Source organism: Mesorhizobium sp. M2A.F.Ca.ET.042.01.1.1 (assembly GCF_003997405.1).
Taxonomy (GTDB): Bacteria; Pseudomonadota; Alphaproteobacteria; order Rhizobiales; family Rhizobiaceae; genus Mesorhizobium.
Genome location: NZ_RZRX01000038.1, coordinates 1 through 18860, shown reverse-complemented (window position 1 = coordinate 18860; position 18860 = coordinate 1). Strand labels below are relative to the sequence as shown.

Sequence of the window (18860 nt, the reverse complement as noted above, 5' to 3'; positions counted from 1 at the left end):
TCAAATGCCTACGCTTATTCCTCGGGAATTAAGCGACCGCTGTTGATGTCACCTGTGAGAAGTAGCGGGACGGGGTATTCTCTTGGATGTCCGTTCGGACTCTCCGACGCGTGTCGAAGCCTGGTGACTCCAGTCTCCTCGGTCCGGTCCGAATAACCTCCTGAAGCCCACGCCTAGATCACCGTCTCTCCTCCATCGATAACCAGAATCTGACCCGTCATGTACGAGGACCGGTCGGACACAAGAAACAGCACCGCCTCCGCGATTTCCTCGACGCTTGCCCAACGACCAAGCGGCACTTTTTCGCGGATGTAGGCTTCGATGGCTTCCCGGCCTCCCATCTGGGCGATGAAAGGAGCATTGAAAGGCGTGTCCACCCAACCCGGGCAAAGCGCGTTGACGCGAATGCCGAAGCGGCCATAGTCGCCGGCCATCTGCCTGGTCATCGCGATCACCGCGTGCTTGGTCGTCGTATAAGCGATCATCTCGCGGTCGTAGAGCACGCCGGAGCTCGACGATGTGTTGAGGATGACGCCGCGGCCTGCCTTCTTCATGAATGGCATGACGATGCGGGCACCCAGGAAGTGAGCCCGCACATTGAGCGTCCAGGACGTGTCGAAGCCTTTGACGCTCACACCGAGCACGTCACCCTCTACCTGTACGCCGGCATGATTGTGCAGGATGTCGATCCTGCCTTGTGTGTCGATGAAATTGCGGAAACAGGCTTCAAGCGCCTGATCGTCGGTCAGGTCGAACACAAGCGCTTTCGCTCGGCCACCAGCAGTAACAATCTGGTCGACGGTCGCGTTCGCGCTGTCAGCGCTGCGATCCGCCACGCCGACCACCGCACCCTCGCGCGCGATGATCAGAGCTGCCGCCCTGCCGATGCCCGATCCCGCCCCGGTGACGATCGCGGTCCTGTCCTTCAGGATCATCTTTCAGCCCCCTTTCTCCCTGACCCGTAATCCTGCATCATCCGGCGAACGAGCCTCGCCGGCTTGGGTGCGCGCCGATCAACCTTTGGGGAAAAAACAGGCATGTACGACTTCGGCCCCTTCAAGTTCGAGTCGAAGCAGGATTTTTTCGACAAGGCAATCCGTTTCTGGAATCCCGACAAGACCAGGTTCTGGCAGAAGGCCGGGATCGATCTGGTTATCGGCAGGCGGGAGGGCTACTTCCTCTACGACATGTCGGGCCGCCGCCTGATCGACCTGCACCTGAACGGCGGCACCTACAATCTCGGTCACCGCAACCCGGAACTGGTCGAGACGCTGAAGAGCGCGCTCGATTATTTCGACATCGGCAATCACTGGTTCCCCTCCGTGGCGCGCACTGCGCTGGCCGAATCCCTCGTCGATGTCTCGCCGGGAATGAAATATGCGGTCTTCGCGCCGGGCGGCGCGGAGGCGGTGGACATCGCCATCAAGAGTGCCCGCTATGCCACCAAGCGGCGCAAGATCGTGTCGATCATCAAGGGGTATCACGGGCATTCGGGGCTCGCGGTGGCGACCGGCGACGATCGCTTCACCAAGATCTTTCTTTCCAACCAGCCGGAGATGTTCATCCAGGTCCCCTTCAACGATATCGACGCCATGGAGCAGGCGCTCGAGGGCGAAGACGTCGCGGCGCTGATCATGGAGACGATCCCCGCCACTTACGGCTTCCCGATGCCGAAGGACGGCTATCTCAGCGCCTGCAAGGCGCTGTGCGAAAAGCATGGCGCGATGTACATCGCCGACGAGGTCCAGACCGGCCTGATGCGGACCGGCAGCATGTGGGGCTGGCAGGCCTATGGCGTCCAGCCGGACATAATGGTGACGGCCAAGGGCCTGTCCGGCGGGCTCTATCCGATCAGCGCGGCACTGGTGAACGACAAGGCCGGCGGCTGGCTCAACGAGGATGGGGCCGCCCACATCTCGACCACGGGCGGGGCCGAGCTCGGCTGTGTCGTCGCCCACAAGGTCATCGAGATGCTGCAGCGGCCTGAGCTGGTGGCCAATGTCGGCACCGTGACCGAGTTCATGGCGCAGGCCATGGGCGAGATGCTGGCTCGGCACGGCGACATCTTCACCGGCCTGCGCCAGAAAGGCGTGATCCTCGGCCTGGAATTCAGCAACCACCCGGAGGGCGCCGTCTTCGTGTCACGCGCACTCTACGAGCAGGGCGTCTGGGCGATCTTCTCGTCGCTCGACAAGCGGGTGCTGCAGTGGAAGCCCGGCGTGCTTTTGGATCGCGAAACCTGCCGGGACATCATGGATCGTTTCGATGCGGCAATGCCGCGCGCCCGGGAGCTGCTGCATCAGGCAGGCAAGGCGAATTGACATGGTCCAAACCTGGTTGAAACTGCCAGGCGTCCAGCGCGGGCTGGCGATTGGACTTGCTGAGATCGCAGGGTTCCGGCAGGGGACAAGGGTGCAAAGATAGGCAGGACGGACAGTGACGGATTTCGACGCGCTCACCCATGACCAGCAACTCGGCATCCTGCAGGAGACGGCGGAGGCGGCCATCGCCAACTACGATCTGCCGGCGGACGTCTCCGTCACGATGATCAACCTGTCGGAGAACGCAACCTATAAGGTTGCGGCTCCCGACGGCCGGCGCTGGGCGCTCCGCATCCATCGCGACGGCTACCATTCAAGGACGGCCATCCAGTCCGAACTGGCCTGGCTGACCGACTTGCGCCAGACCGGGGTCGTGCCCACCCCCGTGCCGGTGGCGGGCAAGGATGGCGAGCAGATCCAGCGTGCCGGCCATGCCAGGCTGGCGCAACCCCGCAATGTCGTGCTGTCGCAATGGGAGACCGGTTCGGAGCCGGGCATAGGCGAAGCGCTCGCCGAACCTTTCGAGGTGCTTGGCGAGGTGACGGCTCGCATGCACATCCACGCCCGGCAATGGAAGCGCCCATCCTGGTTCACTCGCCACGTGTGGGATTTCGAGACAAGTCTCGGCGAGGAAAACCCCCATTGGGGGCGCTGGCGTGACGGCATGGGCGTCGACGCCGCGAAAGCCAAGCTCTTTGGCCGCACCGCGGAGCTGATCCGCCGCAGGCTCGCCGCCTTCGGCAAGGGCCACGACCGCTTTGGCCTCATCCATTGCGACCTGCGGCTCGCCAACCTTTTGATCGACGGCAAGACGGTCAAGGTGATCGACTTCGACGACTGCGGCTTCGGCTGGTTTATGTACGACGCCGCGACGCCCATCTCTTTCTACGAGCATGAGCCGCAGGCAACCGATCTCATCCAGTCGTGGACGACCGGCTATCGCCGCGTGCTTGACCTGCCCAGGGCGGACGAGGACGAAATCCCGACCTTCGTGATGCTGCGCCGCCTGTTGCTGGTTGCCTGGATCGGCTCGCACGCTGAAACGGACCTCGCAAAGTCGATGGGCCTTCCCTACACCGAGGGAACCGTCGGGCTGTGCGAGGCCTATCTGAGCAAGTTTTCCTGACAGCAATCGCAGGAAAGGCCTGAAACGGTTTTCCCGGGAAAAGCGCGTAGCGCTTTCCCTGGGGAATTGCGTCAGGCAAAGAGATAGAGCGGTTCGTCACGAGCCGCTCTATGCCAGTGCCTCCAGGCTCTCCGGCAGGATCTGGCCGCCATCGACGATGATCGTCTGTCCCGTCACGTATCCGGCTTCCTTCGACGCAAAGTAGAGCGCGGCGTGGCCGATGTCCTCCACGGTTCCGAGCCGCTTGAGCGGGATCGAGGCGGCCATCGTCTTCTGGTAATCCTCGCCCAGGCCGGCTAGGCCCTCGGTGATGATGTTGCCCGGCATGACGGCGTTGACGGTGATGCCGTATTTCGCCAGCTCGATGCAGGCCGTGCGCATGAAACCGAGTTGCCCCGCCTTGGTGGCGCCGTAGTGCGACCAACCGGGGAAGCCGGTGACCGGGCCGGTGATCGACGACGTGAGCACGACGCGGCCCTGGTCGGATGTCTTCAAATATGGCACCGCCGCCTTGACCGCGTGGAAGGTGCCCTTGAGGTTGGTGTCGACAACCTCGTCCCATTGTTTTGTAGTCATGTCCTCGAGCCGGGCCTGCGGGAAAATTCCGGCATTGGCACACAACACGTCGATGCCCCCGTTTCTCCCGGCCACTGTCCCAAAAGCGCTTTCGATGCTGGCGAGCGAGGTGACGTCGCCAACCACGCCAAAGGCGCCATGGCCGATCTCGGCGGCCGCGGCTTCGGCCTGGTCGGGATGGCGCGCGATGATCGCGACCTTGGCACCCGAGAGTGCGAACACCCGCGCTATGCCCTTGCCGATGCCTTTCGATCCGCCGGTAACAACGACGCACCGGCCCTTCAAAGACTGGGTCATGATCTGAAGCTCCAAAATGAGACGGGGACAGAGTGATACCCCGTCCCCGTTGTCGCAAGGATTTCTGGGCGGTAGCGCTTTAGCCTTCGTTCACCATGTGACCGATGTTGGCGTACGCCTTGGGGTTGGTGGACTTCAGCACGAAACCCCAGATCAGGCCGACGATAAGGATCGCAAGCCCGACATAGGGGATGCTCCTGGCGAAGCCATTGGTGCCGCCGAGCGTCGCGAGATTGGCCACCAGCGTGTAGACGAGGACCAGTTGGACCACGAGCGAGATCAACGGCGCGATGACCGTCGCCAGCAGGCTGCCGCCGCCGTTCTTCTTGAACCACATGTAGATCGCCAGCGAGACGACCGCCTGCAGCACCAGCAGCAGTCCGGTGCCGAGCACCGCAAACAGCGTGTAGACGCCCAGCCAGGCCTGTCCCGACGGATCGTCGAAGCCGTAGGCCAGACCGTAGAGCAGGACCCATATCGCCGCCAGAACCGACTGCAGGGCCGAGGCCTTGTGAGGGCTCTTGTGGTGATCATGCGTCTCCGCGATCGCCTGTGGCAGGACGCCCTCGCGAGCCAGCGAGTATAAGTAACGGGAAGCGGTGTTGTGAAAGGCCATGCCGCAGGCGAAGGAACTGGTGAGGATGAGCAGCGACATCAGCTGATAGCCCCAGCCGCCGACAAAAGTCTGAATGGGTGTCAGGAAGAAGTTCACGCCGTCGGAGAAGGCTTTGGCCACCATGTCGGCCTCGGTGGGATAGGCCGCCACTGCGCACCAGCTGACGAAGGTGTAAAACAGGCCGAGGCCAATGACCGAAATCAGCAGCGACTGCGGAATGATGCGCTTTGGATCGCGCGATTCCTCGGCGTAGTTCGGCGCCATCTCGAAACCGACCCACGACCAGAACGCCATGAAGATACCGACGGCGGCCTCGCCGGCGGGTATCGCCACATCGCCGACCTTCTGCTCGGCGACAGGCGTGAACACCTTGAACACATTGAGCGAATCGCCGGAAAAATTCGTCCCGCCATGAGCGAAAAGCACGCCCAGCGAGAAGATCACCAGCATGATCACTTCAAGAATGAGGGCGATCCCGAGCAGCCGTGCCGACACCTTCACGTCGCGATAGGCGAGTGCCGCGATCACCACGATCATGGCGAGCGCGAGCACGATCCACGGCACGTTAATGCCGAAGTGCTGGGAAATCCAAAGATTGCCGAAAAATGCAAACAAACCAGTGAGCGAGGCCTCGAACAGCGAGTAGCAGGCGAGCGAGCCAATGCCGGCCGACATGCCGACCTCGCGGCCGAGCCCTTGGCTGATGAATGAGTAGAAGCCACCGACGGACGATACCCGCGATGCCATCGCCGCATAGCCGACCGAGAAGATGGTCAGCACGATCGTCGCCATCAGGAAGGCGGCCGGCGTGTATTTGCCGATGCCGTAGCCTGCCGCGAACGGCACATTGCCCAGCATCGCCGACATCGGCGCCGCGCCGGTGACGGCCAGAAAGAGCACTCCGGCGAGCCCCACGGCCTTCGAGTGCAAAAGGTTGATGCTGTTACTCTTCGAGACGTCGATCGTCCCGCTTGCAGTTTCCGTGGCCATGAAGCCCTCTCCATTCGTGACAGCTGTATGCAGTTCCCCACACGTGGCGGCCGATGTGTCCCGGCCTGCGAGTGCTGTATTGACACTACGGACGCCGCATCACTTTGCCAAGGCCATGATTTTGCAAAGCTCGGCGCTCGACATGACGTGGCAATAGATCATGTTGATGATTTCGAGCTCCTTGCGATGAAGCTCGTCGGTCGCCGCCGCGCAGCAATCCTCGAGCACGATGACGACATAGCTTTCGTCGGCCAGGCTGCGCACAGTCGAAGACACGCACTGGTCCGTGAAGATACCGCAACAGATGACGTTCCTGATGCCGAGATTGTGCAGGATGAGGCGCAGATTCGTTCCGGTCAGCGCGGAATCGGTGGTCTTGGTCACCACGATTTCGTCGCCTGCCGGCTGAAGCTCGGCAACGAGCTGCGATGCCGCGTCGTTCTTTGGCAGCAGCAAATTGTTCCAGCCCGGCATTTTTTGGGACAGCGAGCGGTCGCGCCCGTCCTTGGTATGGCAGGCGATGCGGGCGAAAAGGCATTCGATGCCATTTGCCCGTGCCAACTCCAGCAATCTTGCCGTGTTCGGTATGACCGTGCCGTGCATGCGCTCGTGGAACGGCGTCCACAGATCGTAGCGCTGCTGTTCCTGCGGTGAAAGCGATGCGCGATCCGGCCGTTCCAGGTAGGTGTTTTGAACGTCGATGATCAGGATGGCGGTCTGTGCCGGCACCAGCACCGGATCGTCCGGCTCGGGTGCGCCGAGGTAATAGAGCGAACGGAATCCGGTTTTCCAGCTCATGCAGTCCTTTCAGAAGCGGGCGGTCCTTCAGAAGCGGAACGTGAAAAGGCCGCGCGCCGCGTAGGTCTCGGCGGCTTCCTCGATGAAACGGGCGATGCGTTCGGCCTGGTAGGTCTCGCGCATCGTGGCGGCGGCCTCGAGCAATTCTTCCTTGGACTTGGCGCGGCCTGGGCGCAGCAGTTCGTAGACCTGTATGATGAAATCCTGCGGCACCTCGACCAGCTCTGCCCCGCGCTCGAAGTTGAGGGCGAGAGTCGGCCGGCCGACATCGCGCGCCACATCGGCCTGCGCCTGAAGCGCTTGCGGCGTGATGCGGAGGTCTTCCATCGTCACCTCGCCGGCAAGCACCGAATCCAGCGTTATCTCAGGAAGCGATTTGCCGCGCTTGCCCGTCACGGCGCCAGGCTGGGTTTCGGCGAGCGGATAGTCGGCACGCGTAAGGGTCACTGTTTCGCTCCCGTCAGGATGACGTCGACCTCTTCGGGAGCCGCGCCGGCCTCGGTCAGCCCGGTTTCGATGGCGTAGATGAGGGCGACGCGCGCATGGTAGCGCGACCCCATGGCCTCGCCTCGCTGCGGCACCACGATGGGCTCCGGCGTTTCGCCCAGCGCATAGGCCGCCGCATTGGCACCGAGGGCGCGATAGTGCTCGAGCCTGGTGATCGGGGCATTGGAAAACAGTTCCAGATTGTTGTGCGGCTGGCGGTCACGCTGATGGATGACGGCCGTGCCCTTGGCCTGGATGCCGATGCCGATGCCGCTGCCGGCAAGCCGGGCAGCGGACAGGCCAAGGAAGGAAGTATCAGCCGTATGGCGGAAGCGGACGACGCGCGCCTTGAGCCCGCGCGCGCGGATCGCATCCAGCATGGCGCCAAGCACCTCGGACAGCCGATGTCCGGCCGTCGTTCGGTAGAGCTTCAGCCCGAAGGCCGGGCTGATGCCGATGACCAAATCGTCGTTTGTCGACCCGTTGGCTGCCGGCCCAAGATTGCGATAGCGGATGTGCCTTGCCTCGTCCTTCTCGTGCAGGGCCTCCGAGCGCAGCACTTCTTTCTGATCCAGCACATCGCGGATGTCGTTGAGCTGCAGGCGCCGTTCTTCGGACACGCGATAGCCGGAGCCAGGACCGAGATAGTCGTTCGGGTCGTTGACCGCGCTGACGATCCGCCCATTGCGGATCATGGCCGAGGTCTGGAGATAGTCACCGGAAAGACGCAGCTTGACCACGTCGAGGAGGTTCTCCGCCTCTTCGCGGAACCCACGCTTGGCCAGCGCCTTGACGACGTCGATCACGGTGATGCCGCGCTCCTTGATGGCCTCGCTGATGAAGCTCACGTCGCGCGGCATCAGGCTGCGCGTGTCGTCGGAACCGGAGGCATAAACCACGCTGGTCTTCATGTCCTCGGTCGGTGTCGACAGGCCGAGCTCCTCGAACACCGCGGCGATCGCCGCCACCGCCCGCTCGCGCAACTCGATCGCGCGGGACTCGGGCAGCGGCGTCAGTCCGCCATCGGCCTCGAAATCGCGCTGCAGCACCAGATAGTCTTCCAGCTCCTCGCCGTTGATCAGAGAAGGATTGAACGAATTGTCGTATTTCAGGATCGACCCCATCCCGGAGCAGATCAGGTCCGAGCCGGCAATCAGGTAGGGAAGGATCTTGGCGCCGACACGAATTTCCGATTCGGTGGAGCGCGCATCATTGCCTGATGCGCATTCGAGATCGAGCCAGACGGCGATGAGGTTCTCGGCCATCAGTTCACGAACACCGCCGGGTATAGTGGCGGTCAAAGGCGCTCCGTCGATACCGCCATTTTGCGTGCCTTGCACCCCCATGCCGCGCTGCAGGCAGAGGCAGCGCGCCTCCAGGTACAGCAGCGATTTTGCTTCATGGAAACCCATCAGCAATTCGGAGCCGGCGCCCGACGTACAGCGCATCTTGACGCCGCGCGAGGCGTAGGCGGCGGCGAGAAATGCCTTGGACCACGGCGTATCGTCGCCATCGGTGAACGACTTTTCAGTGCCGTAGACGGAAACGGTTTCGGCGTAGGAGGTAAAGCCGGCCATGGCGATGCGCAGCTCCTCCGCCTCCTCGCTGGAGCATTGGAACAGCGTTCCCCAGCGGCCGACGGCGCCGCCCACCGCACACGCCACCGCGTTGGACCAGGCGTTGCGCGACACGCGCATCGTAGTCTCGATCTCGTCGAAGCCGAAGGCGACGGCGGTCGCGGCGTCCGCGGCGAGCTGGAGCGGGTCGTCCTTGGCGTTGGTGACATGCGCCTGGTTGCCTGGTGTTTTGCGTGCCCGCATCTTCGAGTAGGCGAAGGCGATCTCCAACGCGTTGAGCTGCGACACGACCTCGGCGAGTTTGGCGGGTGTCATGCCGTGGGCGAGCCGCACGAGCTTTTCGCGCGGCACGTTCATGTCGACCAGCCAGCGCGCAATGGTCGCTGACTCCAGGGCCATCGCTTCCGGCGCCACTTCCGGGTCGATGTGATGGCGGGCGATGAAGCGGTCGATCATGTCGTAGTCGTGCTCGAGCACTCCATCGAGGGACACGACGCGCCCGCCCTTGATGCCGATGCCGGGTTTGGGATCGGCCGGGCTGGAGAAGGCGGAGAAGCCGTTGACAGGGTCTTCCGCCGCGAACTTGTCCAGCCGCAACGGCCGCTCGTCCCAGTCGGCGAAGCGCTTCCAGCGGTTCAGTTTCGGCGTCATGCGTGCATTCCTCGACCCAACGGAAAGACTATTGAATGCCCGATCGTCACACAATGGCCTGCATCGAATCTCGCCGAAGGGCCTGCCCTGGCTGCCATCACCACCGGAACCTTGGAGATAGGCGCGGCGCTCACGGAAATGAGTAGCCGCCGGGATTTCGAGACCTGCCTACGACCTGGTCAAGACGTCAGTGCCCGCAGACAACATGCGCGGCTGTTGTTCAACTTGAGTGGCTTGCCCGCTCTTCAGTGCCCTTCTTGGTTCAGTTTGGGAGGCGCCGTCGCTGCAGATGCTGGAAGAGAACTTCCGCCGCCACTCGGACAAATCGAGCGAGGCGATCGGCTAAGTGCTTGAATTTTTGGTGCCGCTTGCGGGCACATAAAGGCAATATCAAATCACATCATATAGTGGCAGGCATTGTCGAGAAGGCGCTGCGTTCTTTGATTTTGTTGCGCAAATTGCAACAAATGCACATCAAAGCTTTTCATGTCGTCTCATTCCATCTACACCTAGAGGGTGGACCGAAGGGTGGGCTGGGTATGACAAGGACTAAAGACCGATTGTCGGCAGTGGCCGTGAAACAATCGCCGGCCGGCAAGTATGCTGACGGTGGCGGGCTCTGGTTAGTAAAGTCGAGCAAGGAAACCGGCAAGTGGGTGCTACGCGTCGTAGTGCAAGGGCGTCGTCGCGAAATGGGCTTGGGTTCCCTTCCTGAGGTTGGCCTGGCTGAGGTGCGGAAGACGGCTGACAAGTGGCGCGCTATTGTGCGCGATGGCGGTGACCCAATCAAGGAACGCGTTCGCCAGAAGCGCGAGGCGGCGAGGAACCTGCATCTTTTGAAGGATGTCACTACCGATTGCTTCGAAGCGATCAAGGGTAACCTCAGGGGGCAGGGTAAGGCCGGTCGATGGCTGTCCCCCCTCGAACTCCATGTTCTGCCAAAGCTCGGTAAGGTACCCGTTGCCGATCTCGACCAAGTAGACATCCGCGATACACTTAAGCCCCTGCGAGACACGAAGTTTGAGACCATGCGAAAGGCGCTCAATCGCCTGGACATGGTTGTGCGCCACGCTGCCGCGCTTGGGCTCGATGTCGACACGCAAGTTGTCGAAAAGGCGAAGGCCTTGATAGGCGCGTCGCAGCACAAGGCCGTGAATATTCCTGCGATGCCTTGGCAGGAGGTGCCTGCGTTCTACCAAAGCCTGAGCGACGGTTCCGTTACGCATCTGGCCTTGCGCTTATTGATCATAACCGGGGTTCGTTCTCGACCACTGCGCTTTCTGCGCGTCGATCATATTGCCGGTGATGTGTGGACCGTGCCTGCCGACCTAATGAAGGGGCGAGAGGGCGCAACAGGCGAGTTCCGAGTTCCGCTCTCGAAAGAAGCTCTCTCCTTGATTGAGCAAGCCAAACGTCACGCTCGGGGCGGCTTACTATTCCCATCCATCAGGCGGGGGGTCGTAAGCGACATGACGCTGAGCCGCTATATGGAACGGCGGAAGCTGGAAGCGCGTCCACACGGTTTCCGCTCATCTCTGCGCGATTGGCTCGCTGAATGTACCGATGCGCCTCACGAGGTGGCGGAAACGATCCTTGGTCACAAGGTCGGTGGCGCTGTCGAGCGAGCGTATCGCCGAACAGACTTCATCGATCAGCGGGCCAAGCTCATGGAGCGGTGGGCGGACCATTGCACAGGCAAGGCGCGGCCGGCGAGCGCTGTTTGAGCCATGGTGTTGGTGGAAGCAACTGTCTCAGACGTATTCGGATCGGGTCTTAGCAAATCACCGAGGTCCAACATGAAGTTCGAACACGATGACCCCCTCCTACGGGACGTAGAAGCCGCCGCCATCCTTGGCATGTCGAAGCCAACGTTCTGGCGACGTGTGCGGGACAAGACTGCACCGCAGCCGGTCAAGATTGGAGGCATGAGCCGATGGCCTCGCTCGGAAATCCTCGCCGTAATCGAGCGCGCCAAATTGGCCCGCAACGCCGCGTGACCATCATGGAAGATATCTATTTTTGCGCAAAAACGGGTCACCGGATCGTGAGCGGCAACGTTGTTCCGTTCCCACGCGATGACCGAAAACCGGTTCCCGTTCCTATGGTGGTCCTTGAGCCTGATCGCGCCCCACGTCAGAAAAACAACGGCAACCCTGCTGAACCTGAAAATGACGACATCTGAAATGCGCATTCAACGTCAGATCGGGCGCGGCGAATGAACGCCCACGCATGCTACTCATTCCAAGATTGGCAGGACGGCAAGGCTCCTAAGAAGGGCTGGGATTGCGCCGACGCGATCGATGACGGCTGGTCGAAAGAACAGTTAGACGCGTTCATGCGCGCCACGGCGCGCCCCTGGTCGCCGCCACAACCGCCAGAGAAACCGGCAGGCGAGGCCGCTGAGCGGGTTTGCCCTCGGGCTGAGCCGTTGCCTATCGGCGGTAACGACAACGCGGCCCCTGGAGCCCCAGGCGTCAAGCCTCGCATCTACGTCGTAAAGGGTGAAATTCACCGGGCGGTGGAGCAGGCTATTTCCATCCTCTCTAGTCAGTCCCTGGGCATATATTCTAGGGCTGATGAACTTGTCCGACCGGTCACCCATACCACGCCCAAGCAGACCCTGACCGTTGCTAAGCAGGGTGAAAACACCAGCCGTCCCGATGGATCGGTAATCGTCACGACCATCACCGAGGCCGCGCTTACCGAGGTGCTGTCTGAGCGTGCTCTGTTCATGAAGTTCAACGCTCGTGTCGCTGACTTCGTGCCGTGCGACTGCCCGCCAGAAGTGGCTAGGATGATCCTGGCGAGGAAGGGCCATAACTGGACCATGCCGCGCCTCAGGGCGGTAATCAGCGCGCCGACACTGCGCCATGACGGAACGGTCATCAGCGAGCCGGGCTATGACGCTGAAACAGGATTGCTACTTGTGGGTGGACGGCTCTGGCGGCACGTCCCTGAAAATCCTTCTAAACGCGAAGCCGCCGAAGCGCTTGCTGTCTTGTCAGAGCCGATCGCCGCTCTGCCTTTCGTAGCAGACAGCGACCGCGCCGCCGCCCTAGCGCTGCTGATCACAAGCGTGATGCGTCCTAGCCTGAAGACTGCGCCGATGTTTGCGGTGTCAGCACCCTCTGCCGGTACCGGTAAGAGCTTGGTTGTCGACGTGGCCGCTGTCATGGCAACCGGTCGGCGAGCGGCTGTTGTGACCCCGACACCAGACGAGGCAGAGCTTGAAAAAAGGATTGGAGCCTGTGCGCTTGCGGGTGACCAGATTTTGAGCATCGACAATGTGACGCATATCCTGCGGAGCGACCAGCTTTGCCAGATGCTAACGCAAGACGAGGTTCAAGTTCGCGTGCTCGGCTCGTCAAAGAATGTCCGCATTCCAGCCACCAGCTTGATCTGCGCCACGGGCAACAATCTGACGCTCTTTGGAGACCTCAATCGCCGCACGATCCCAATTCGCCTGGACGCCAAGTGCGAGCGGCCGGAGGAACGGAGTTTCAAGTTCGACGCTATTGATCTGGCCTTGCGCAAGCGGCCCGAGCTAGTTGCGGCGGCTCTGACGGTCGTGCGCGCTTATCTGTCGGCCGGCGCTCCAAACGTGGCTCCTGCGATGGGGAATTTTGAGGACTGGAGCGATCTTGTACGGTCCTCGCTGATCTGGCTTGGCCTTGCTGACTGCCGGGGCGATGTCGCTGCCCAGCGCGCGGCGGACCCGGAGAAAGACGAACTTGCCGAGATCATCCAGGCGCTACCGAGCGGGCCGTTTACGACGCGGGAAGTAGCTATCAAGGTGGCCGAAAGCCCGCTACTCAAGGAAACGCTGGCATCCTTCATGGACAGAGGCAGTGTGTTTTCCTCCAAACGCTTCGGTCGATATCTCGCGCGGTATGCAGGAACACGGATCGGCAATCGGTGGATTGAACAACTGCCCCGTGACTGCAACAGCAATAGCAGCGTTTGGCGCGTCGCTGATGACGATCGGGATCAGCCGTCTGGCACTAATCAAGAACAGGAACTAAGCAGTTGGTGATATTGCACGCGTTTCCTGCCCGGAAATTCTAGCTCCCAACCATCGGTCCTTACCGTGCCCTCAAATTCAACGAGGGCACTTCAAGATGACGACACCGAGCGAAACCAACCGTTCCGGTCCGTACAACGGCAACGGCGTCACGACCGTTTTCGACTATGAGTTTCGCATTGTCGACGAGAACCACATCAAGGCGATCCGGGCCGATCTGTCCGGCGTCGAAACTGTGCTGACGATCGACGCGGATTATGTCGTGTCCGATGTTGGCAATCCGGCAGGCGGGCAAGTGGCGCTCACCGCGCCGCTGACGACTGGCTACACCCTGACGTTCCTGCGTAACGTCCCGTTCACTCAGGAAACGGACCTGGAGAACCAGGGCCCATATTACGCCGAAACGGTGGAAAGGGCATTTGATCTTTCCGCTATGCGGGATCAGCAATTGCAGGAGCAGATTAGCCGCGCCTTACTTATCCCTCCGTCCGAAGACCCTGCCCAGCTTGACGGATTGGTCGGCGACATTCTGCGCCTTGCCGATAGCGCGAATGAAATCGACGCCGTTGCGGCTCATGTCGACGCTGTGCAATCTGCCGCCGATAACATGGCGGCGATCATTGCCGCTCCCGCTCAGGCTGCGGCGGCGGGCAACAGCGCCACGGCGGCGGCTGGATCAGCTGCGGCTGCGGCGGCGTCTGCTGCGAGCGTACCGCCTACCGTAGCAACACGCGCGGCGCTCAAGGCGCTCGATACGACCAACATCAAATCCGCATATCTGACTGAACCAAATCGGTTCGGGCAATGGCTCTGGACCACGGGCGATTTTTCTGCCGTCATCGCGGCTGACACGTCAGAAGCCATCGCGATCAAGGCGAATGCTATCGCGGCGAATCTCGGCGCTTGGCGGCGTGTGCTGCCGAAACGCGAGCTTACGCCGTCGATGTATGGCGCGATCTCGGGCGGCGATCCCGCTGCGAACGCGACTGCGATCAACGCCATGATCGCGTTCGTTCGTCAGACCTTCGACACGGGGCAATGGGATTTCACCTATGAACTCGATTTCGAGGGCATCCGCTGGAACGTCTCGGCCGCGATCAACTGCACGCTGATCCGCCAGCCTGGGCTTGTGCTGAAAAATGGTGGTCTCACCAGCACGGCGGCGGGCGCTATCGTGCTCGACATGGCCGGCACGAATACGCCAACGTTCCGCGCCTTCAACATCCACGGCGACGACGCAACGCCGCCCGCTGTCGGCCTGCTGCTGTCGCGCGCGCTCTCTGGCGGCTCCTTCGGCGGCGTCACCAATTGCGATATCGACGGGCTGACGATCGACGGTTCTTTCAGCAAGGCGGCTTACATCAATTTCGCCGCTGAGGTCTCGTCGGATCGCGGTGTTAATATCAGCAATCGCCATCGCAGCGTTGCCGCCAAGGGCGCGGTGTTCTGCGGTCACGCCGGCACGCTTGACGATTATTGCGGCGGCGTCGCGTCCTCGTTTGTCACCATCCCGGTTGCGGCCGATGGTTCGCAATCGAACGTGGTTCACAATCTGAGCGGCGGCTTTTGCGTCATGCGGAACGCCTACAACCCGCCTGCCGTAACTGGCATCACCAAGGCAAACCCGGCTGTCGTATCACACTTGCCGGCCGATCTCGTCGCCTCTGGCTTCCAGAACGGCGACAAGGTGTTTTACCACGACATCGGCGGCATGACGCAGCTTAACGGCAATGTCTACACCGTCGCCAACATCAACCTCGGCGCTGGCACGTTCGAGCTTTCCGGCGTCAATTCGACCGGGTTCAGCACCTTCACCGCTGGCGGTCGATCCTGGAACCAGACCGGCGCGGCCCTCGTCGTCGGCCAGTGTGACGGGCTTGTTGCTCGGGCGAGCTATCTGCTTTCCTACGGTAGCGAGCCGGTAATCATCGACACCAAGAACGGCGGCGGGCCGCGAATGCTCGACCTTGAATGCCACCTGGAAGCGCAGCCGCCCGCTAGCGTGCTGCTTGGTCTCCCGAGCGCCGGAACGGCGGTGCTGCAAGGCGTCCGCCTGCATAATCTGTCGGCCAACCAGAATTTCAGCGACGCGGTTATCCGCGAGGATGCCGGCGCTGGCAACGTGCGGATCGATGATCTGGACCTGAAAATCTATAATATGGGCGTCGCACCGCCGAACAAGGTTTTCAAGACACCGGCCAAGTGGACGATCAAGAGGGGCCGGATCGCGGTTCCGTTGCAAGCGGCGCTCAACACGTCGCCCGCCGCCTTCACCGAATACACGGTCGAGGAAGTGGCTTTTGACCGCACGCCGATTGTTGTTCGTTACGGTATGGTCGACTTCCGCAACGATACTTCCGGGTCTGCGGCGCTCCGGGCAGTGGCCTACGACGATAGCGCCAACCACGGGCCACAGATCGACACAACCCGGATCAGCGCATCACCGGCAGCTAATGACGGTCTTGGGGTCTACCGGTTCGTTGGCTACAATTCGTCCCTCGCAGCAACTGCCTTTGCCCAGCTTCGTGGGCGTATCCTCGTGGAAACGGCCGGGGCAGAGAGTGGGCGCTTGGAGTTTGTCACTATCTCTGGCGGGGCGACGGGCATATCGGGGTACGCCCAGGGCACGCTCATCAACGCGGCAGGCTCTTTCACCGTTGCCGGTACCCAGGTTGTCGGCCCTCGCGCGACTGGCTGGACGGCTGGTACGGGAACGGCCAACAAAGGGGCTTTTGCCGCCTACGCTGGCGCTACGATGAGCGCTGCATATAGCCAAACAGAAGCGCAGGCGACAAACAATGCCGCGCGCGACGCGTCACAGCGTATCAAGGCCGTTGAGGACGCGCTGCGCACGCACGGCCTGATAAACTAGTCAAGATCACCCTCGGCCCGATTAGGCGTCACTGAGGCTTGCGGGGGAACCGGCTTGCGTACCGCTCGCAGCCGCCAATGTTCCCGTCGTACTTGGTGAACTCGATAATGCCCGATGATCCCACGACCACATCGATCTTGCAGTGATAGTCGTACGTTTCGGTCTTGGTCCCTTGTGACTGGACATAGATCGGCTGTCCGTTCACGTAGGCTGTGCTCGAATTGAATGTTGGCAACGTGTAAGAGCCGGTCTCTCGACTGCCCCAACTGAACACGCGCTTGCCGTCTATCGTGTTCTCTGCATCCGGGAAGCCCAGGATATCGAAAGCCGCTTGATAGGGCTTTCCACGCAGCGAGCTAAGCCCCGCGTCCATGTTTTCGAACGTCTGGCACCCGGCCGCACTGGCTACTATAGCTATCGCTAATATATTCCGAATCTTCATGTAGCATCCCCTGCCTTGCCACCTTTGTTGGGTTGAAAGCCAACATTGTCAAGCAGGATAGGGAACGCCGGATTACCGGATTACCCGGATCGATTTCAGCTACCCCTACTAATTTCGCATTATGGGTACATATAAAACAACCTCTACTGCGAAATTCCCGCGTTTAGATGTAGAAAATCCGGGAAATCCAGTAATCCGGGAATGTGGGTAAATGTGGGTTTGAAAATCCCGAGGTGTACGGGACAACCATTCGCCCACCAATCATCGGCGCATGTTCGATCTGACGCCCAAACAAGCCCGCTTCGTTGAGGAGTACCTCGTTGACCTGAACGCCACCCAGGCGGCTATCAGGGCTGGGTACAGCGCTAGGGGTGCGGATACTTCCGGCCCGAGACTGCTGGAAAACCCAGAGATCAAGGCGGCGATCGACGCGGCTAAAACTGAGCGATCCGAACAAACGGAAATCACATCCGAACGCGTTCTTAAAGAGATCGCTAATATGGCGTTCTATGATCCCGCTCAGTTGATCGGCGCTGCGCGCGAACTCACCGATGCCAGCGAGGCGCTTGAAGGCGAGGGCATCGTTTCGATCGACGGCAAGCGCTACGCGATCAGCGGCATAACCTCGGCGGTCGACATCCTCAAACTGCCGGAAGACGTGCGGCGCGCTATCGTCGGCTGGAGCTACGATCGCAACCAGAATTTCACGCTCAAGCTCGCCGACAAGAGCAAGGCGCTCGATCAGCTTGCGCGTCATTTGTCGCTCTACAAAGACACAATGGAATTGCGCGGGCTTGAAGGTCTGAGCGATCGGTTGTCGCGCGCTCGCCTCCGAGCGGATCACGACGCCTACGTTTCAGAACCCTCTAGTGCGCCAGCGCCCGAGCCGAGGGCCGCAGATCAGGCAGCGCGAGCGCCTGAGCCAAAGCCAGAGAGCGAACCGGAACGGCCGGCAATCTCAGCTGATTGGGAAGAACCGAAGGCCGCTCCGTATCAGCCGATCCTGCAATACCCAGAGCGCCAGGGCTTTGCCGACACTGATTACGACAACGCCGAGGACGGGTTTGTAAGCACCCGTCGCAATACCTGAGAGAAAGGAAAGACCGATGGCAACCATTGCTGCCAATATCGCAACAATTCAAACGAAGGCGGCTGAGCTTGACACGCTTATTGGTCAGGTCCGCGCCGCCAAGGCTATCATCGATGCCGCCGAGGCTGAGATTAGGCAGCTTCGGCCCAAGTCCGAACCGTCTCGCGCTTACCAGGAACGTCTCGCGCTGATCGCGCTGGATCAGATCGGAAAGCCATCCATCGCTGGGGACAAGAGCATCGCCGAACTGGCGGCTGCTGCCTGGGCGGGAGTGGCCTAGATGACCCCTGTCACATCACCGGAAATCAGCGACAAGATCGCCGCGCTCGATATCCTTGTGCAAGAACTTGGTGCCGAGTTCGACAAGACGGCCGGCGAGGCGGTCGCGGGCGTCGACGGTGCAGGCAGGAAGGCTGCGGAGATCAACCAGCGCATTGAACGCCTGGGCGTGGACCGCTTGATCCTCTCCCGCGCCCTGGAACGCGCACGGGCAACCGAAGCCGCCGCCCGTGAAGCAAAGGCGGAGGCGGCGCGGCGCAGTCACTTCGAAGCGGCCAGGGGCCACGCTGCGCGCCTTCTAGCAGCTGCATCGCGCATCGACGCTGCAATTGCCGAGATCACAGCGGCGTTGCCCGAATTGAGCGAAGCGGAATTGTCCGTGCGCCTGAGCCTCAGCCGCGCCCAGCATCCGCTGACTGGCGCTGTCATCGGACAGATGGGGTTGCCGCTCATGGTGGTCGACAAGCTCAACAGGCTCGCCGATGGCAGAGCGCGTTTAAACGGCCCAGGCAAATCAATCGCTGGGACGGCGGCTTTCGCCTGGAGCTTCTTGGTCAACGACAACGAGGAGGCCGCGTGATGGCTGAGATCGACGCGGCAAGCATCCTGTTCCCCAACGATGTGCCGTCGAAGCCGACCCAGGCACCCGACTGGTATCAGGCCCAGCGCAGCGCTGCCGAACAGCGCCTTAGCGGCGGCACGCATGACAAGACTGATG

The 18860-nt window shown here is 61.4% G+C and carries 17 protein-coding genes; 10 read left to right on the top strand and 7 right to left on the bottom strand.

Annotation, left to right across the window (positions count from 1 at the left end):
• Positions 1–173 precede the first annotated feature (173 nt).
• On the bottom strand, positions 174–935 hold the full coding sequence (locus EOA23_RS08530; RefSeq protein ID WP_127303601.1) for an SDR family oxidoreductase: 762 nt from the start codon (positions 933–935) through the stop codon (positions 174–176).
• A 102-nt stretch (positions 936–1037) separates the two neighbouring features.
• Here EOA23_RS08530 and EOA23_RS08525 point away from each other — a divergent pair, with 102 nt between their 5' ends.
• A complete protein-coding gene (locus EOA23_RS08525) occupies positions 1038–2321 on the top strand; it encodes an aspartate aminotransferase family protein (protein ID WP_127303600.1) in 1284 nt (427 codons plus the stop codon).
• 115 nt (positions 2322–2436) lie between these two features.
• On the top strand, positions 2437–3447 hold the full coding sequence (locus EOA23_RS08520; RefSeq protein ID WP_127303599.1) for a phosphotransferase enzyme family protein: 1011 nt from the start codon (positions 2437–2439) through the stop codon (positions 3445–3447).
• A 108-nt stretch (positions 3448–3555) separates the two neighbouring features.
• Here EOA23_RS08520 and fabG read toward each other — a convergent pair whose 3' ends face one another.
• From fabG to EOA23_RS08495, 5 genes are all read right to left on the bottom strand, one after another.
• On the bottom strand, positions 3556–4320 hold the full coding sequence (gene fabG / locus EOA23_RS08515) for a 3-oxoacyl-ACP reductase FabG (RefSeq protein WP_127303598.1): 765 nt from the start codon (positions 4318–4320) through the stop codon (positions 3556–3558).
• A 79-nt stretch (positions 4321–4399) separates the two neighbouring features.
• Positions 4400–5926 (bottom strand): APC family permease, encoded by a 1527-nt coding sequence (locus EOA23_RS08510; protein WP_127303597.1) that lies wholly within the window; start codon positions 5924–5926, stop codon positions 4400–4402.
• Positions 5927–6025: 99 nt separating this feature from the next.
• On the bottom strand, positions 6026–6724 hold the full coding sequence (locus tag EOA23_RS08505) for a cysteine hydrolase family protein (protein ID WP_127303596.1): 699 nt from the start codon (positions 6722–6724) through the stop codon (positions 6026–6028).
• 27 nt (positions 6725–6751) lie between these two features.
• Positions 6752–7171: a diol dehydratase small subunit gene (locus EOA23_RS08500; protein ID WP_127303595.1), complete on the bottom strand. Its 420-nt coding sequence runs from the start codon at positions 7169–7171 to the stop codon at positions 6752–6754.
• Positions 7168–9438: a propanediol/glycerol family dehydratase large subunit gene (locus tag EOA23_RS08495; RefSeq protein ID WP_127303594.1), complete on the bottom strand. Its 2271-nt coding sequence runs from the start codon at positions 9436–9438 to the stop codon at positions 7168–7170. The genes EOA23_RS08500 and EOA23_RS08495 overlap by 4 nt, the downstream gene beginning before the upstream one ends.
• Before the next feature lie 539 nt (positions 9439–9977).
• On the opposite strand from EOA23_RS08495, the gene EOA23_RS08490 reads away from it, so the two are divergent.
• The 5 genes from EOA23_RS08490 to EOA23_RS08470 all read left to right on the top strand — a co-directional run bounded on the left by EOA23_RS08490 (position 9978) and on the right by EOA23_RS08470 (position 16331).
• A complete protein-coding gene (locus tag EOA23_RS08490) occupies positions 9978–11162 on the top strand; it encodes a site-specific integrase (RefSeq protein WP_127303615.1) in 1185 nt (394 codons plus the stop codon).
• A 72-nt stretch (positions 11163–11234) separates the two neighbouring features.
• Positions 11235–11435: an AlpA family transcriptional regulator gene (locus EOA23_RS36365; protein WP_127303593.1), complete on the top strand. Its 201-nt coding sequence runs from the start codon at positions 11235–11237 to the stop codon at positions 11433–11435.
• Positions 11372–11620, top strand: coding sequence for a hypothetical protein (locus EOA23_RS08480; RefSeq protein ID WP_189341548.1), 249 nt, complete (start codon positions 11372–11374; stop codon positions 11618–11620). Before EOA23_RS36365 ends, EOA23_RS08480 begins: the two co-directional genes overlap by 64 nt.
• A gap of 33 nt (positions 11621–11653) precedes the next feature.
• Positions 11654–13471: a hypothetical protein gene (locus EOA23_RS08475; RefSeq protein ID WP_127303591.1), complete on the top strand. Its 1818-nt coding sequence runs from the start codon at positions 11654–11656 to the stop codon at positions 13469–13471.
• A gap of 85 nt (positions 13472–13556) precedes the next feature.
• Complete coding sequence (locus EOA23_RS08470) at positions 13557–16331, top strand: hypothetical protein (protein WP_127303590.1); 2775 nt, start codon at positions 13557–13559, stop codon at positions 16329–16331.
• Positions 16332–16359: 28 nt separating this feature from the next.
• On the opposite strand, the gene EOA23_RS08465 is transcribed toward EOA23_RS08470, so the two are convergent.
• Positions 16360–16773 carry a hypothetical protein gene (locus EOA23_RS08465; protein WP_127303589.1) on the bottom strand — a complete coding sequence of 138 codons (414 nt, stop codon included), beginning with the start codon at positions 16771–16773 and terminating at the stop codon, positions 16360–16362.
• A gap of 271 nt (positions 16774–17044) precedes the next feature.
• On the opposite strand from EOA23_RS08465, the gene EOA23_RS08460 reads away from it, so the two are divergent.
• The 3 genes from EOA23_RS08460 to EOA23_RS08450 are packed head-to-tail and all read left to right on the top strand — an operon-like array spanning position 17045 to position 18722.
• Positions 17045–17863, top strand: a complete 819-nt coding sequence (locus tag EOA23_RS08460; protein WP_127303588.1) for a terminase small subunit — start codon at positions 17045–17047, stop codon at positions 17861–17863.
• A 16-nt stretch (positions 17864–17879) separates the two neighbouring features.
• The gene (locus EOA23_RS08455) at positions 17880–18143 is read left to right on the top strand and encodes a hypothetical protein (RefSeq protein WP_127303587.1); all 264 of its coding nucleotides are present in this window, start codon (positions 17880–17882) and stop codon (positions 18141–18143) included.
• Positions 18144–18722, top strand: a complete 579-nt coding sequence (locus EOA23_RS08450; protein ID WP_127303586.1) for a hypothetical protein — start codon at positions 18144–18146, stop codon at positions 18720–18722.
• Positions 18723–18860 lie beyond the last annotated feature (138 nt).

What these genes read in the sequence shown, in the direction of transcription:
- EOA23_RS08455 (WP_127303587.1), top strand. Translation starts at nt 17,880, where the DNA reads ATGGCAACCATTGCTGCCAATATCGCAACAATTCAAACGAAGGCGGCT.
- EOA23_RS08495 (WP_127303594.1), bottom strand. Translation starts at nt 9,438, where the DNA reads ATGACGCCGAAACTGAACCGCTGGAAGCGCTTCGCCGACTGGGACGAG.
- EOA23_RS08490 (WP_127303615.1), top strand. Translation starts at nt 9,978, where the DNA reads ATGACAAGGACTAAAGACCGATTGTCGGCAGTGGCCGTGAAACAATCG.
- fabG (WP_127303598.1), bottom strand. Translation starts at nt 4,320, where the DNA reads ATGACCCAGTCTTTGAAGGGCCGGTGCGTCGTTGTTACCGGCGGATCG.
- EOA23_RS08510 (WP_127303597.1), bottom strand. Translation starts at nt 5,926, where the DNA reads ATGGCCACGGAAACTGCAAGCGGGACGATCGACGTCTCGAAGAGTAAC.
- EOA23_RS36365 (WP_127303593.1), top strand. Translation starts at nt 11,235, where the DNA reads ATGAAGTTCGAACACGATGACCCCCTCCTACGGGACGTAGAAGCCGCC.
- EOA23_RS08450 (WP_127303586.1), top strand. Translation starts at nt 18,144, where the DNA reads ATGACCCCTGTCACATCACCGGAAATCAGCGACAAGATCGCCGCGCTC.
- EOA23_RS08480 (WP_189341548.1), top strand. Translation starts at nt 11,372, where the DNA reads ATGGCCTCGCTCGGAAATCCTCGCCGTAATCGAGCGCGCCAAATTGGC.
- EOA23_RS08530 (WP_127303601.1), bottom strand. Translation starts at nt 935, where the DNA reads ATGATCCTGAAGGACAGGACCGCGATCGTCACCGGGGCGGGATCGGGC.
- EOA23_RS08525 (WP_127303600.1), top strand. Translation starts at nt 1,038, where the DNA reads ATGTACGACTTCGGCCCCTTCAAGTTCGAGTCGAAGCAGGATTTTTTC.
- EOA23_RS08465 (WP_127303589.1), bottom strand. Translation starts at nt 16,773, where the DNA reads ATGAAGATTCGGAATATATTAGCGATAGCTATAGTAGCCAGTGCGGCC.
- EOA23_RS08460 (WP_127303588.1), top strand. Translation starts at nt 17,045, where the DNA reads ATGTTCGATCTGACGCCCAAACAAGCCCGCTTCGTTGAGGAGTACCTC.
- EOA23_RS08470 (WP_127303590.1), top strand. Translation starts at nt 13,557, where the DNA reads ATGACGACACCGAGCGAAACCAACCGTTCCGGTCCGTACAACGGCAAC.
- EOA23_RS08475 (WP_127303591.1), top strand. Translation starts at nt 11,654, where the DNA reads ATGAACGCCCACGCATGCTACTCATTCCAAGATTGGCAGGACGGCAAG.
- EOA23_RS08505 (WP_127303596.1), bottom strand. Translation starts at nt 6,724, where the DNA reads ATGAGCTGGAAAACCGGATTCCGTTCGCTCTATTACCTCGGCGCACCC.